The following is a 13,961-nucleotide window of genomic DNA, read 5'->3' as shown; positions in this document are numbered from 1 at the left end:
TCTTGGGCCCAGGAGTATGAGTCATGAATGGATCCTCGCAAATTCTCCGACCTTGTTGTCTTTCACTGCGTCGTCGAACTGCAGAGCTTTACCGCCGCAGCGCGTAGCCTCGGGGTCACTCAGTCCGCCGTCAGTCGAACCATCAAGCGTCTGGAAAGTGAATTGGGGGTGCGGTTGCTGTGGCGGTCGACACGCAGCCTTGCCCCGACGGCCGCAGGTGATCGGCTTCTCAAGACCCTTGCGCCGGCGATCGCAGGGCTTGACGCGGAAATCGAGGAACTGGGCCTGCTGCGGGAGCAGCCAGGCGGGCGTCTGCGTGTGACGCGTGGAAAACATGCCGCGGACACCCTGGTCTGGCCGGCCTTTTCGCGCCTGATGGCGGCCTATCCCGGAATCGAGGGCGAGTTAACTGTCGAGGACGACTATGTCGATATCGTCGCTGAACGCTTCGACGTCGGGATACGGATGCGTGATCGTCTGGAGATGAATATGGTGTCCGTGCCCGTGGGACCGCCGCTGCGCACCGTCGTCGTGGGGGCGCCGGCGTATCTTGATGGCGTCAACGAGCCGCGGACGCCCCGGGACCTTTCCGGGCACCAATGCATCGGCTTCCGAAATGCCGGAGGCACTCTTTCGCCTTGGGTATTCGAAAAGGACGGGCATGCGGAGACCGTGAAGGTGTCCCCTACGGTCATCGTCAACGACGGCGACGCGCTCGTGGGGGCGGCCTGTTCAGGGCTGGGCTTGGCCTATATGTTGGAGGACCTTGCTGTGCCGGCTCTGGGCAGAGGGAGCCTTGTCGAAGTCCTCGCAGACTGGAGCCCGCCTTTTCCGGGGTATCACGCGTTCTATTCAAGCCGCCGCCAACCGACCCGTCCCTTCTCGCTCTTCCTCGCGATCCTGAGGCAGGAGGCGCCAGAGCGGATCGGCGCCTCCGATGGCAGAGAGCATTAGTCGATCGGGCTGCCGACGCCCGGTGACCATGTCTGGCAAACGCTACCAGGGAAGCGCTCCGTGCTCGGCGTGAGTGAAGGTTCCGGTCGGGCTCCGGTCTTCGAGCAGCGCAAGGCGAACGGCTTCGGCCGCGCCTTGTTCGACCGTATCAGTGCCGGCAAACCCGGTCAGCCGTGTCCGCGTGTAGCCCGGCGATACGGCGTTGACGCGGATACCCTCGGGTTCCAGCTCGATAGCCATGGCAAGGGTCAGGCCGTTCAGCGCCGTCTTCGACGCGCAATACCCGGCGTCGAACCCGGACCGAAGCGGAAAGTCTGATTGCGCGTTCAGAGTGAGTGATCCTGCGCCGCTGGAAATGTTCACGATACGAGCGCCAGGGGTCAGGCGCATTACTGGCAGCATTGCTTGGTAGACCGCTAGGACTCCGAACACATTGGTATCCCAAATTCGTCGGATGTCCTGCATGGGGATGACGGACGGTCGACCAGCGTGAGCCAATTGCTGAGATGTAACCTCTCCCGTCAGCGCGGTGGCAATGGCTGCGTTCTGCACCAGGACGTCGAGCCGTCCAAAGTCTGATCGGACACGCTCCGCCGCCGCCGTGACAGACGTTTCGTCCGTTACATCCAGTTGTAGTGGAACGACATTCGATCCGATCTCGCGCGCGGCGATCTCGCCGCGCGCGAGATCTCGGGAGCCGAGGAGCACTGTAAAACCGTGACCCGAGAGGTCGGTTGCAATCTGGAAACCTATACCCTGGTTGGCACCGGTTATGAGTGCGACGCGCGATGTATGCATGGTATCTCCTGACGGTTGCTAGTCTCGAGTAGCGCATATGAATATAATTGGAACATTGCTCCGCATGCTGACATACGGAGCAATGCTCCGTTTTGCAAGTATTGGACGAACTCATGGTCAGAAAGCCACCCGACCTCGCAGCGATGCCCGGACACGGCCACAAGCCTCTTCGCGTGGATGCGCAGCGTAGCGTTGAGGCGATCGTCGTGGCAGCTGCGCAGCTTTTTGCCGAACAGGGTGTGGACGTCACGACGCGTGAGATCGCGCAACGGGCGGGGGTTGGCATGGGAACGCTCTATCGCCGCTTCCCGCGCCGTGCTGATCTGGTCGGAGCCGTCTTCCGGACCGAGCTCGACGCCTGTGTTGCGGCGGCCGAGCGGCTCCGACGCGATCGGCCTGCCTTTGACGCGCTGGCGGAATGGATGCAGATCTATGTTCGATTTCTCGGCACGAAACAGGGTCTCGCCAAGGCGGTTAGTTCAGACGATCCGGTCTATACGGGGATGTATCCCCTCTTTGAGACGCGCCTTCGGCCTGCGGTGGACAGCCTCTTCGCCGGTGCTGTGGAGGAAAGATCGGTGCGGTCCGACGTAGATCCGGGCGACATCCTCGCAGCCGTCTCCACGCTGTGCCTTTCTGCGCATGAGGGCCGGCCGGATCACGCCGCGCGGATGGTCGCGCTGCTGATTGAGGGTTTGCGCCGCAAGTCTTGAACGACCCGCATCAGGCGAGGCAGCGTCGCGCCGACTATCTTAGACTATGGACCGCTCACCACTCAGTCTGTCGCGGACCGGCCTGCAGCCGGTGTCTACTCGGACATTCGCCTGAAGGTGCGCCGCGTGTACGAAGGTACTTGGCGAAGCATAGCCGACATCGCGGGCAATCGCTCGGATATCGCCGCCGCCGCCCAGACCCGCGCCGTGCCAGTAGCATTCGCCAGCGTATTAGGCAGTCCAGAGGCGGCTGGTCGACGCGCCCGGGGCGCAGGACTAAGAAGCATCGAAGGACGGCAAAGACAGGAGCCGGTGTCGTCCTCTGGCTTAGTAAAGTGGGCGCTCAACGTGTCGACACTCGGGTCACACGCCTGTTCAGTCGAGGCTCTAGGCAAACCCGCCATTGGCCCGAAGGACCTGGCCGTTGACCCAGCCGCCGTCCGGTCCGGCCAGAAACGACACGACCGCGGCGATGTCCTCTGGGGTGCCGAGCCTTTCAAGTGGGGGCAGGGCCGCGAGCCGGTCGATCTCCTCCTGGCTCTTGCCTTGCAGGAAAAGGGGCGTCGCGACCGGGCCCGGTGCCACTGCATTCACCGAGATACCGCGCCCGCGCATCTCATTGGCAAAAACCCGCACCAGTCCTTCGACACCCAGTTTGGAGGCGATGTATGCGCCGTAGCGCGGAAAGTTGACGCCAATAACGCTGGTGGACAAAGCGATGAACCGCCCGCTCTTTGGCATGTGCTCGGCTGCCGCGCACATGGCGAGGTAAGTGCCGCGAAGGTTTGTCGCGATGGTCCGGTCGAAACCGTCTAGCGCGTTCGCGCTGATCGGAGCAAGTTCCATCATACCTGCGGAATGGACAACGACATCGCATGTGCCGCGTGCCATCACCGTGTCGAACATCTCTGCCACCTCAACCTCCTGGCTGACGTCCGCACGAATGGAGAATGCCGCGCCTCCTGCCGCAGCGATCTCGGCAACAACCTTGTCGGCGGCCTCCGACGCTCCACAATATTGCACGGCAACTTGAAAGCCATCCGATGCAAGACGCTTTGCGATACTTCCGCCGATGCCCCCCGATCCGCCTGTGACAAGCGCTGTCTTCCCGTTTTCCAGCCCGGCCTTCCCTCTGGTCGTGGCGCACAACGAGCGCGTCCTGAAGTGGGTAAGTGGACGTCGGAACTGATGAAGACTACGGTTGCAATACTGGATGGACCGAGTAGAACTACTAATCAATATTTGGTCAGCACGGCCGGATTCTCGTGCCTCACGTCCGCGGACTAGTGCACCCATAACGGGCCCCTGATCGCGCCGCCGGCGACCGGGCGTTGTGTTGGGGCCTACGGCGCCAACTTCGACAGGGCCTCGCGCTGATACCGGCGCGGTGGCGTCCCCATTTCGCGTTTGAAAGCCGCGGCGAAGGCGTGTTCGGAGGCGTACCCGAGGGTCGCCGCGATCGCACCAATGCTGTCTTTCGTTTCGATCAGTCGCTCGCCGGCCAGCATCATGCGCCAGCGTGCGACGTAGGACATGGGGGTAGCGCCAACCAATACCCGGAACCGCTCGGCAAAGACGGTGCGCGAAAGCCCGATGGTCATGGCCAGCACTTCGACGGTCCAGGCACGAGCTGGGTCCTGATGGATTTCCCGGATCGCGGCGCCAATATGTGGATCGGCCAGCGCGGCGAGCCAACCTGTCTCGGCTGGTCCCTGCCGTTCGACATGCAGTCGGAGCGTCTGAACCAGCATCATGTGCGACAATTGCTGCGCCATCAGAGATGATCCGGGCCGGCCATCCCGCATTTCCTCCATCATCATCTCGATGAGGTCCCGCAGCCGCGCACGGCCGTCGGCGGCCACGACTCGGATCAGCGGCGGCAGTGATTGAAGGATCAGGCCGGCGTGGCGACCGTTCACCTCGAAACGGCTTCCAACGAGGTAGCAATCTCCGCCGCCGTTCATCGTGACGACACCGCCGCTGTTGTCCGGGTCCAGGACTTCGCTTGCGCGGTGAGGCGTGACGTCCGGACCACTCGAGATCACGACATCGCGCCCGGAGGGAAGAACGAAGCACTCGCCCGCCTGGAGCTGGATCGCCGTGCCAGCCGGCTCGGGGCGGAGCCAGCAGGCGCCGCTGACCACCGCATAGCACTTGATCCGGCCCGCGAGATCGTCGAGCGCGAGCGCCCAGCTGCCGCCGGCATCGAAACCGGCGGTGATGTAGCTTCGCGGCTTGAGCAGCGACAGCAGGTCAGAGAGAGGGTCCATGGTGATTCCGAACGATCGCGTAAACCTCTGGGATGCTCTCGTATAGATCGTTCGGCGAACGGCGTCTATCTCTCTGCTCGAACGCGTCGGGAAGGCAATGGTCGATGCGGCCTCCCGTCTCTCGCAAACGAAAGGAAAGCCAATGGTGGAAGTCTGTGCAAGCGGCGTCATCGACGCCGATATCGATACCGTCTGGTCCGGTCTCCGGGATTTCTCGGGACCTGCACGATGGGTGCGCAACATCGTCTCGAGCGATATCGAGGAAGGAAAGCCCGTGGATCAGGTGGGCGCCGTGCGGCGCCTGGTGTTCGACAGCGGTTCGGAACTGCGCGAACGTCTGATCGCTCTTTCGGATCACGACCGCTATTTCCGCTATGCCCTGCTGCCTCCGACGTCACTTCCGATCGAGGATTACAACGGCAAGGTCCAGGTTTTCCCGGTCGTGGAGTCGGGCCGGTCTTTCGTGCACTGGAGTGGAAATTTCACCATCCGCGAGGGAGAGCCCGAAGAGGTTATGGACTGGGTGCGGGGCATCTATCAGCGCGACATCGAGGACATGCAATCCTGCTTCGGCAGGTCGGTGCAAGCGGGAGCACAGCCATGAAAGCCGCAATCATAACCTCGCCCGGCGCACAGCCGCGCTATGGCGATTTTGCCGAGCCTGCCGCCGGAGAGGGCGAGATCGTGGTCACCGTAAAGGCGGCCCCGATCAGCCCCATTGTCCGGGTGCGTGCGGCGCAGGCGGACATTGGAGACGCGGGCGTTGTTGCCGGTATCGACGGCGTGGGAACGATGCCGGACGGTCGCCGGGTCTATTTCCTTTTCCCAAAGGCCCCGTTCGGCGCGCTGGCCGAGCGCACTCTGGTGCCCGCGGCGCTGACAGTGCCTGTTCCCGATGGCCTAGACGATCCGGCCGCCGCCGCTGTGGCGACATCGGGCCTAGCATCTTGGGTCGCGCTGACACGGCGCGCGCCGATGGTTGCCGGGCAGACTGTCCTTGTCACCGGAGCAAACGGGGCGGCTGGGCGCATCGCGCTCGACATCGCACGTCACCTGGGGGCCGGGCACACGATCGCAGTGGCGCGCTCCGCCGCCAAGCTACAGGGGCTATCGGCCGACACGGGTATCGCGCTGGATGCGCCGGATGCGGACCGGGCGCTAAAGGCTGTCTTCGATGACGGTGTCGACATCGTGCTCGACTTCGTGTGGGGCGAGACGGCAGGCCGCCTGATCGGCGCTGCAACGGCTGGTCGCGGCTCGCCGGGGGGTGAGGCCCGGACACGTTACCTGGTTCTGGGGACCAGCGGCGGCCTGACGGTGCCACTGTCCGGTTACGGGTTTCAGAGTTCGGGGATCGAACTGCTCGGCTCGGGCATCGGTTCGGTTCCGGTGCGGGACTACCTGGCCGCGGCGGGCGAGCTTCTCGGCGCTGCCGCGTCAACTGCGCTTTCTCCCCGCTACGACGTGGCGCGGCTGTGCGACATTGCGTCTATATGGGGCCAGTCGGGCGAAAGGCGATACGTCTTGCTGCCGGATCGCGAGATTCCTGGTCGTTAAGGGCGGGGAAGAAATCGAGCCAGCACGCGTGTCAGCCCACGGGGCGGCTGGCTGCCGATACAAAATGATACACTCCGCGACGGCGCCGACAACGCTCTGCGACACGCATGGGTTAACCCTGATCAAAAAAGCGAACTCCCGCCGCGGCTTGCCGGTCGCGGCGGGGATCCTAACAGACGCCTCAAGGAGAATTTGATGCCCCGCTTCCCATCGCGCCGTGCATTTCTAATCACTGGGGCCGCTCTGGGCGGCACCGCTCTCGTTGCAGCGGTCGGCGGTGTCGGCTACCTCTCGACCCTCGATGTGGACGGGCTGGACGGCCATGTCGAGGGCGATTTGGCCCATCTCAACGCCTTCGTCATCCTGCACGAGGACGGGCGCGTGGTTGTGAACGTGCCCAAAACCGAGATGGGGCAGGGGATCCACACCGGACTTGCCATGCTGGTGGCGGAAGAACTGGATATCCCTTGGGACGATCGCATTTCAGTTGTCTTCCCGACCGAGCCGCATCCGGCCTATTCGAACTGGTTCAACGCGCTTCAGATCCGACCAGAGGAGGCGACCGGCCCCGTTGTCTGGATCGGCCGCCGGGTTCTTGGGCAGTTAGGGTTCATCGCCACGGGGGCCTCTGGGTCGACCATGGGCATGTGGCATCCAATGCGTGTTGCGGGCGCATCCGCGCGGCACATGCTGGTCGCCGCCGCCGCCGCGCGGTTGGTTGTGCCCGAGGCAGAGCTGACCACGCGCGATGGCGCGGTGCTGCACGAAGCCTCTGGCCGGCGGCTGCCCTATGGCGCACTCGCCCGCGAGGCTGCCTTGCTGTCACCGCCGGATGACCCGGTCCTGCGCAACCCGGCGGATTGGCAAATCGCGGGCCGGTCGCAGCCGCGCATTGACGTGCCGCCGAAGGTGCGGGGCACGGCGGTGTTCGGGATGGACGTGGTCCTACCGGGCATGGTGTATGCCTCGATCCGGCATGCGCCGGTTTTCGGTGCCTCAGTTGCCCGCATCGTGAATGAGGACGAGGTCCGCTCAGAGCCTGGTGTCACGGACGTGGCCATCGTCGGCGGCCGCCATGTCGCGGTAGTGGCGGCAAGCTGGTGGCAAGCGGAACAGGCTGCGTGGATCCTCGATGTCGAGTGGACTGCGACCGAGGCCGACGGTGTGTCCAGCGGCGAGCTGAACGAACGGCTGCGCGAAGGGCTGGACAGCGAGGAGCTGCACGAGCATCTGGTCGAGGGCGACATTGACTCCGCCTTCGCGACCGAGGGGGCCAGGCTGGTCGAGGCCGAGTACCAAGTGCCCTTTGTCACCCATGCCTGCATGGAGCCGATCAACGCCACCGTGCGGATCGCCGAGGACGGTACCGCCGAGCTTTGGGTGCCGACGCAATCGCCGGCCTTCGCCCGCCGCGCCGTGACGCGAGGGGCGGAATGGGCCGGCGTCTCACTCGGCGAGGTCACCTGCAACGTCACCCTGACCGGCGGCGGCTTCGGGCGGCGCAGCGACGGCGACGTGGTGTCCGAGGCGATCTTCCTCGCCGCGCGGATGCAGGGCCGCCCGGTCAAACTGATCTGGCCGCGCGAAGAGGACATCGGGCGCGGCCTGTACCGGAGTCACGCCGCCGCGCGGCTGCGCGCCGCCCTTGGCCCCGACGGCCTACCCGCCGGGTACGATGCCACGGTCGCGGCGCAATCCGCGATGGAATCCATCGCAACCCGCAACCTGCCGTTCACACCGAACCCCGAGGGGGACGCCCTGTCGCTCGAGGGTCTGGACAAGCCGCACTATGCCATCCCGGACCGGCGCATCCGCATCGCCCATGTCCCGAGCCACATGCCGATCCACTTCTGGCGGTCGAACGGCTATTCCTTTAACACTTTCTTCAGCGAAAGCTTCGTGGACGAATGTGCCACGGCGGTTGGGGCCGATCCGCTGGACTATCGCCGGGCTATGCTGCGCGACAGCCCGCGCCATCTTGCCGTTCTCGACCGTGTCGCCGAAATGGCCGGCTGGGGCTCGCCGCTCGGGCCGGGGCAGGGCCGGGGCATTGCCATCGAGGAATGCTATCGCAGCATCGTGGCGCAGGTTGCCGAGGTGACTGTCCTGCCGGACGGCGAGGTTCGGGTGGATCAGGTGTTCTGCGCCCTCGATGCCGGGCTGATCATCAATCCTGACGCGGTGGTCGCGCAGATGGAGGGCGGCATCATCTACGGCATCGGCACCGCGCTGATGAACGCTCTGACGATCCAGGACGGCGCGGTGCAGGAAACGAACTTCCACGACTTCACCATGCTGCGCCTTGCCAATGCGCCCCGGATCGACGTGGCCCTGGTGCAGAGCGGGGAGCTTCCCTGCGGCGTAGGGGAACCGGGCGTGGTGCCCGCGGCCGCTGCCGTTGCCAATGCTATCTTCGCCGCGACGGGACGGCGGCTCCGGTCGCTGCCCCTCGCCAATGTCGAGACGGTGGGCGAGCGGCGCATCCGGACGATCCTTCCGGCCGCCGCGTCCTGAGCGCGCGGCGGCGGGATCCCGCGCCTATTCCGCAGCGGCCGCCGTTGCCAGCCGGCCGAATTGTCGCGGCGAGACCCCGTGCAGCCGCTTGAACGCGGTGCTGAAGGCGCTTTCCGACTCATATCCCAGGTCGAGCGCGATCACCGAGACCGTGTCATCGCTGTGTTCCAGCCGGTCGATGGCGTGCAGCATCCGCAGGCGGGTCAAATATTCGATGGGGGTACTGCCGACCCGTTCCTTGAAATGAGAGGCGAAGGCCGACCGCGACATCCCGGCCTCGGCGGCGAGGTCCTGAAGCGACCATCGCCGCGCGGTGTCGTTGTGCAGTGCCGCCATGACCCGTGACAGATGCGGATCGGCCAAGGCGCCGAACCAGCCGGGCCCGGTCGCGCTGGTGCTGTCGAGGTAGTGGCGCAGCGCCTGCACCAGCATGATATGGGCAAGGTGCTGCGACACCAGATGCCCGCCGGGCCGGCTGTTGCGCATCTCCTGCATCATCATCTCGACCGAGGATCGCAGCACGGCTTGCTCGGCGGCCCTGCTCACATGCACGATGGGCGGGAGAACGCCAAGCATGTCCGCCGCATGGGTTCCCCCGACCGCAAAGCGCGATCCGACGATCTGGAATCTGTCTCCCCGGTTGATCCGCACCATCCCGCCGTCGCGCACCGCGGGTAGAAGATCCCGCGCGGCAACGGCCGCAACCTCGCGGTTGTTGCCCATCCAGAACCGCCTGCCGCTTGGCAGGACGAAGCAGTCACCCTCCTCCAAGTGTGTGGGCGCGTCGCAGCCATCGACCAGAAGCAGGCATTCACCTCGGGTCACCGCGTAGCATTTGATGAGACCCTCCTGCGGGTCGAACTGAAGCGACCAGTCCCCGCCTGCCTCCAGACCCGAGGAGATGTAGCTGCGGGGCCGGAGCAGCGAAAGGATGTCGGAGAGGGGGTCGATCTGCATCGGGACGCTCGCGAAGGTCTGCTGGACGGTGCGGAATAGCTGGTTTTGCCTGTGCATCCTAACTTGCCGGACAACGACATCGAAGCGCGAAATCCCGGGACCCGATGATAACTTCGTCAACTCCTCCGACACAGGCGGAACAGTGCCGAGGCCGCGGGCTCTGGTTGTTTCGAACGGCTGGACCGCCTGCCGGGTGCCGGAAACCCGGACCATCACCTTCACCATAGCAAGGGAAACGAGATGAAAATAACCTCGCCAATAGTATCCCGGCGCTCGTTGCTGCGGGGCAGCGCGGCCGCGGCTGCCACGTCCCTGGCCCACGCGGGGCGGGCCTCCGCGCAGGACGCAACCGCCGAAAGCGCTTTCGAGGCACGGATCGACCTGCGGCTGAACGTCAACGGGCACCAACATGCGCTGACCGTCGAGCCGCGCGTGACCTTGCTCGACGCGCTGCGCGAGCGGATGCAGCTCACCGGGACTAAGAAGGGCTGTAACCGCGGCGAATGCGGGGCCTGCACGGTTCTGATGGACGGCCGGCGCGTGAACTCCTGCCTGGTGCTCGCCGCTTCGGCCGACGGCCGCGAGATCACGACCATCGAGGGGCTGGCCGACGGCGACACCCCGCATCCGGTGCAGCGCGCCTTTGCCGAGGCGGACGCCTTCCAGTGCGGCTTTTGCACCTCGGGACAGATCATGTCGGCGGTGGCCTGCATCGAGGAGGGGCATACCGGCTCGCCCAAGGAAATCCGCGAATGGATGAGCGGCAACCTCTGCCGCTGTTCCGCCTATCCGCAGATCACCGCGGCCGTTGCCGCCGCCGCCGAGGAGCTGGGCTGATGCGCGACTTTTCTTATGTACGCGCCGGGTCCCGCGCCGAGGCGCTGGACCTCGGGCAGGCCGATGACGCGGCCTTTCTTGCCGGGGGCACCGAACTGATCAACTGGATGCGGATCGGCATCAATGCGCCAGCGCGGGTCATCGACCTGTCGCGGGTCGAGGGGCTGGACGCGGTCGAGGAGATCGAGGGCGGCGTGCGGATCGGCGCGCTGGCGCGGCTGAACGACGTGGCGCAGAACCCGCTGGTCGCCGAGGGTTATCCGGTCCTGTCGCAGGCGATCCTCCGGGCAGCCTCGGCCCAGATCCGCAACCTCGCCACCATCGGCGGCAACCCGGTGCAGCGGGTGCGCTGCCCCTACTTCCGGGCCAATGAGGGCGCGCCCTGCAACAAGCGCGAGCCGGGATCGGGCTGCGCCGCGCTGAACGGCATTCACGACCGCCACGCCATCTTCGGCTGGACCGAGGATTGCGTGGCCGTCCATCCGGCGGACCCGCCGGTGGCTCTGGCCGCGCTCGACGCGGTGATCGTGACCGACCACCCGGACGGCGGCCGTCGCATTCCCGTGCGCGAATTCCACGTCCTGCCCAGCCAGAACCCGGCCTGGCACGATGTGCTGCGCGCCGGCGAGCTGATCGTCGGCATCGAGCTTCCCGCTCCCGCGCCGCAGTCGGCCTACCTCAAGATCCGCGAGCGCGAGAGCTACGAATACGCCACCGTGTCGGCCGCCGCCGCGCTCGAGATCGAGGGCGGCGTGATCCGGCGCGCGCGCGTTGCGCTCGGCTCGGTCGCGATGCGGCCTTGGCGGCTCGCAGCCGCCGAAGAGCGGCTGGCGGGCCTTGCCCCGGATGCGCCGGAGGTGGCCGAGGCGATAGGTGCCGCCTTTGCCGAGGCACGCCCCCTGGCGGGCACCGAATGGAAAGTCCGGCTCGCGCGGAACGCGGCCCGGCGCGTGATCGAACTTGCAGCGGAGGCCTGAGCCATGGCTATCGGAGACACAATCACCCGCGTCGACGCCCCGACCAAGACGACCGGGCGCGCGATCTATGCCAATGACGTCAACCTGCGGGGGCAGCTTTATGCCACCTTCGTCGGGGCGACGATTTCCTCGGGCCGGATCGTGTCGATCGACCCCGCCGCCGCGCTGGCCATGCCGGGCGTGGTGCGGGTGCTGACCGAGGCCGACATGCCCCGACCCGAGCCGAGCTTTGCCGACCTTTTCGTCCCGCCCCTCGCCACCCGGCACATCCCTCTTCAGGGGCTGGAGATCGCCCATGAGGGCGAGCCGGTGGCCATGGTGCTGGCCGAGACGCTGGAGGCCGCCGAGGCGGGCGCGCGGGCGGTTCGGGTTGCCTACGAGGCTGCGTCCTTCATCGACCCGGTCACTGCCGAGCCGATCAACCCCGAGCCGGGCAGGGGCGATTATTCCTTCCTCGACATCGCCGAGTTCGAGAAGGGCGACGCCGCTGCCGCCATCGCCGCAGCGCCGGTCCGAATCAGCCGGACCTACACCCAGCCCAGCCGGCATTCCAACCCGATGGAGCCCTGCGCCGTGATTGCGGAATGGTCCGGCGGGCGGGTCACGATCCACGACACGATCCAGCATGTCGCAGCACTTCAGGGGGTCATCGCCGGGGTCTTCGGGCTGGAGATGGATCAGGTCCGCGTCCAGTCGATCCACTGCGGCGGCGGCTTCGGGCCGAAGGGCTTCATCTGGCCGCACCAGATCCTGGTGCCGATGGCGGCGCGGGTCGTCGGGCGGCCGGTCAAGCTGGCCCTGACGCGGGCCGAGATGTACGCCCTGGTGGGCATGCAGCCGCATATGGTGCAGGAGGTCGAACTGGGCGCCGACGAGAGCGGCCGTCTGCTCGGCATCAGCCACATCGCCTCGAACGAGACCGGCGTGACCGAGGATTACATCGAGTTTTCGACCGTGCCGAGCCGGACCTACTACGCCTGCGATGCGATCTACAACCGGCAGTACATCCGCCGCGGCAACGTAACTTTGCCGACCTATCAGCGCTCCCCCGCCGAGGGGCCGGGCTCCTGGGCGCTGGGATCGGCGATGGACGAACTGGCGCGCGAGCTGCAGATGGACCCGCTCGACCTGCGGCTGGCGAACTATGCCGAGGTGGAGCCCTCCAGCGGCGATCCTTGGTCCTCCAAGAAGTTGCGCGAGGCCTATGAGATGGGGGCCGAGCGGTTCGGCTGGCGGAACCGGCCCGCAGGCGGCACGCGGGACGGGCACTGGCGGCTGGGCTACGGCATGGCCGATAGCAGCCAGGGGACGCAGCGTTACGGTTCCAGCGCGCGTGTGCGGCTGCGGGCGGACGGCACGGCGGTGGTCGAATCCAGCTTTTCGGATATCGGCACCGGCTCGGCGACGGTGATGCGCCAGATCGCGGCCGATATCCTCGGCCTCGAAATAGGTGTGGTGACATCACGCGAAGGCGACAGTGTCCTGCCCGAGGCCGGGCCGACCTGGGCCTCGGCGACGGTGATCAGCACCGGTACCGCCGTTCACCGGGCCGCGACCGAGGTCCGCGGCCGCCTGGCCCGCCTGGCGGGCTGGCCCGCCGACGCGGTCGAAGTGGACGGCGGTTCGCTGACCCACGAGGGCGAGGCGCGGCCGATCCGCGACATCCTGGCCGAGGCCGGTGTCTCGGAGGTGTCAGGCGACGGCATCTTCACGCCCAACGGCGGCGAGTTCTCGGACGCCGGACCCGAGGGGTTCCCGTCGCGCGTCTTCGGGGTGATCTTCGTCGAAGTGGCCGTCGATCCCGAGCTGGGCCTATTGCGGTTGCGTCGGGCGACCGGCGTCTACAGCGCCGGACGGATCATCAACCCCCGGACAGCCCGTTCGCAGATGACCGGGGGCATCATCTGGGGCTGGGGCATGGCGGCCATGGAGCAGAGCCGTCTGGACCCGACGCTCGGACGCTGGTTGTCCAAGGACCTAGCCGGAGTTGCGGTCCCGACCAACGCCGACATTCCCGAACTGGACGTTGCCTTTGTCGATGAATTCGACGAACGCTCTGGCCCGCTGGGGGCGAAGGGTATCGGCGAACTGGGGGCGACCGGGGTTGCGGCGGCGGTGGCCAACGCGGTCTACGACGCCATCGGCCTGCGGGTCCGCGAGTTGCCGATCACGCCGGAGAAGATCCTGGCCGGGTGACCCTCGGCACAAATCACAAAGATGCGGGTCAGCTCCACCTTCCAGAAGGCTTGAAACTAATCACACGGCGCGGCGGGCTAAGCCCCGCCGTTCAGCCGGCGCGACAACTTGGAAGCCACTCTTTGCGGCGACTGACTGACCTTGTCGGTCTGCCGATGGCGATACCGACAGGGGCCAGCGTCAAGCAA

Annotated in this window: 12 protein-coding genes; 8 read left to right on the top strand and 4 right to left on the bottom strand. The window is 66.1% G+C overall.

All coding sequences use genetic code 11. The features are described from left to right. The first annotated feature begins 27 nt into the window (after window positions 1-27). Window positions 28-954 carry a LysR family transcriptional regulator gene (locus FDP22_RS15970; protein WP_138575186.1) on the top strand — a complete coding sequence of 309 codons (927 nt, stop codon included), beginning with the start codon at window positions 28-30 and terminating at the stop codon, window positions 952-954. Between the two features lie 42 nt (window positions 955-996). Here FDP22_RS15970 and FDP22_RS15965 read toward each other — a convergent pair whose 3' ends face one another. Further along, entirely contained in the window at window positions 997-1,752 is a 756-nt protein-coding gene (locus FDP22_RS15965; RefSeq protein WP_138575184.1) for an SDR family NAD(P)-dependent oxidoreductase, read from the bottom strand. 113 nt (window positions 1,753-1,865) lie between these two features. On the opposite strand from FDP22_RS15965, the gene FDP22_RS15960 reads away from it, so the two are divergent. Next, complete coding sequence (locus tag FDP22_RS15960) at window positions 1,866-2,465, top strand: TetR/AcrR family transcriptional regulator (RefSeq protein WP_205910795.1); 600 nt, start codon at window positions 1,866-1,868, stop codon at window positions 2,463-2,465. Between the two features lie 387 nt (window positions 2,466-2,852). On the opposite strand, the gene FDP22_RS15955 is transcribed toward FDP22_RS15960, so the two are convergent. Next, window positions 2,853-3,614 carry an SDR family oxidoreductase gene (locus FDP22_RS15955; protein WP_239031805.1) on the bottom strand — a complete coding sequence of 254 codons (762 nt, stop codon included), beginning with the start codon at window positions 3,612-3,614 and terminating at the stop codon, window positions 2,853-2,855. A 194-nt stretch (window positions 3,615-3,808) separates the two neighbouring features. Next, window positions 3,809-4,735: an AraC family transcriptional regulator gene (locus FDP22_RS15950; protein WP_138575180.1), complete on the bottom strand. Its 927-nt coding sequence runs from the start codon at window positions 4,733-4,735 to the stop codon at window positions 3,809-3,811. A gap of 142 nt (window positions 4,736-4,877) precedes the next feature. Between FDP22_RS15950 and FDP22_RS15945 the strand changes: the two genes are divergently transcribed. The 3 genes from FDP22_RS15945 (at window position 4,878) to FDP22_RS15935 (ending at window position 8,806) form a co-directional block, all read left to right on the top strand. Next, a complete protein-coding gene (locus FDP22_RS15945) occupies window positions 4,878-5,339 on the top strand; it encodes an SRPBCC family protein (RefSeq protein ID WP_170317730.1) in 462 nt (153 codons plus the stop codon). After that, on the top strand, window positions 5,336-6,292 hold the full coding sequence (locus FDP22_RS15940; protein ID WP_138575176.1) for a quinone oxidoreductase family protein: 957 nt from the start codon (window positions 5,336-5,338) through the stop codon (window positions 6,290-6,292). The genes FDP22_RS15945 and FDP22_RS15940 overlap by 4 nt, the downstream gene beginning before the upstream one ends. Before the next feature lie 195 nt (window positions 6,293-6,487). After that, window positions 6,488-8,806, top strand: a complete 2,319-nt coding sequence (locus FDP22_RS15935; protein ID WP_138575174.1) for a xanthine dehydrogenase family protein molybdopterin-binding subunit — start codon at window positions 6,488-6,490, stop codon at window positions 8,804-8,806. Between the two features lie 24 nt (window positions 8,807-8,830). On the opposite strand, the gene FDP22_RS15930 is transcribed toward FDP22_RS15935, so the two are convergent. After that, on the bottom strand, window positions 8,831-9,763 hold the full coding sequence (locus FDP22_RS15930) for an AraC family transcriptional regulator (protein WP_205910794.1): 933 nt from the start codon (window positions 9,761-9,763) through the stop codon (window positions 8,831-8,833). A 240-nt stretch (window positions 9,764-10,003) separates the two neighbouring features. On the opposite strand from FDP22_RS15930, the gene FDP22_RS15925 reads away from it, so the two are divergent. From FDP22_RS15925 to FDP22_RS15915, 3 genes are read left to right on the top strand one after another with little or no spacing between them, the layout of a single operon-like run. Then, window positions 10,004-10,600 (top strand): (2Fe-2S)-binding protein, encoded by a 597-nt coding sequence (locus FDP22_RS15925; RefSeq protein WP_138575172.1) that lies wholly within the window; start codon window positions 10,004-10,006, stop codon window positions 10,598-10,600. After that, entirely contained in the window at window positions 10,600-11,577 is a 978-nt protein-coding gene (locus FDP22_RS15920; RefSeq protein ID WP_138575170.1) for an FAD binding domain-containing protein, read from the top strand. Before FDP22_RS15925 ends, FDP22_RS15920 begins: the two co-directional genes overlap by 1 nt. Before the next feature lie 3 nt (window positions 11,578-11,580). Next, a complete protein-coding gene (locus FDP22_RS15915; RefSeq protein ID WP_138575168.1) occupies window positions 11,581-13,773 on the top strand; it encodes a xanthine dehydrogenase family protein molybdopterin-binding subunit in 2,193 nt (730 codons plus the stop codon). Window positions 13,774-13,961 lie beyond the last annotated feature (188 nt).

The organism is Paroceanicella profunda, assembly GCF_005887635.2.
Classification (GTDB): Bacteria; Pseudomonadota; Alphaproteobacteria; order Rhodobacterales; family Rhodobacteraceae; genus Paroceanicella; species Paroceanicella profunda.
This window is presented reverse-complemented; position numbering and strand designations above follow the sequence as displayed.

Bases quoted from the DNA above. Each gene is read 5' to 3' on its own strand.
- FDP22_RS15970 (WP_138575186.1), top strand. From the start codon at position 28: ATGGATCCTCGCAAATTCTCCGACCTTGTTGTCTTTCACTGCGTCGTC.
- FDP22_RS15965 (WP_138575184.1), bottom strand. From the start codon at position 1,752: ATGCATACATCGCGCGTCGCACTCATAACCGGTGCCAACCAGGGTATA.
- FDP22_RS15960 (WP_205910795.1), top strand. From the start codon at position 1,866: ATGGTCAGAAAGCCACCCGACCTCGCAGCGATGCCCGGACACGGCCAC.
- FDP22_RS15950 (WP_138575180.1), bottom strand. From the start codon at position 4,735: ATGGACCCTCTCTCTGACCTGCTGTCGCTGCTCAAGCCGCGAAGCTAC.
- FDP22_RS15945 (WP_170317730.1), top strand. From the start codon at position 4,878: ATGGTGGAAGTCTGTGCAAGCGGCGTCATCGACGCCGATATCGATACC.
- FDP22_RS15940 (WP_138575176.1), top strand. From the start codon at position 5,336: ATGAAAGCCGCAATCATAACCTCGCCCGGCGCACAGCCGCGCTATGGC.
- FDP22_RS15935 (WP_138575174.1), top strand. From the start codon at position 6,488: ATGCCCCGCTTCCCATCGCGCCGTGCATTTCTAATCACTGGGGCCGCT.
- FDP22_RS15930 (WP_205910794.1), bottom strand. From the start codon at position 9,763: ATGCAGATCGACCCCCTCTCCGACATCCTTTCGCTGCTCCGGCCCCGC.
- FDP22_RS15925 (WP_138575172.1), top strand. From the start codon at position 10,004: ATGAAAATAACCTCGCCAATAGTATCCCGGCGCTCGTTGCTGCGGGGC.
- FDP22_RS15920 (WP_138575170.1), top strand. From the start codon at position 10,600: ATGCGCGACTTTTCTTATGTACGCGCCGGGTCCCGCGCCGAGGCGCTG.
- FDP22_RS15915 (WP_138575168.1), top strand. From the start codon at position 11,581: ATGGCTATCGGAGACACAATCACCCGCGTCGACGCCCCGACCAAGACG.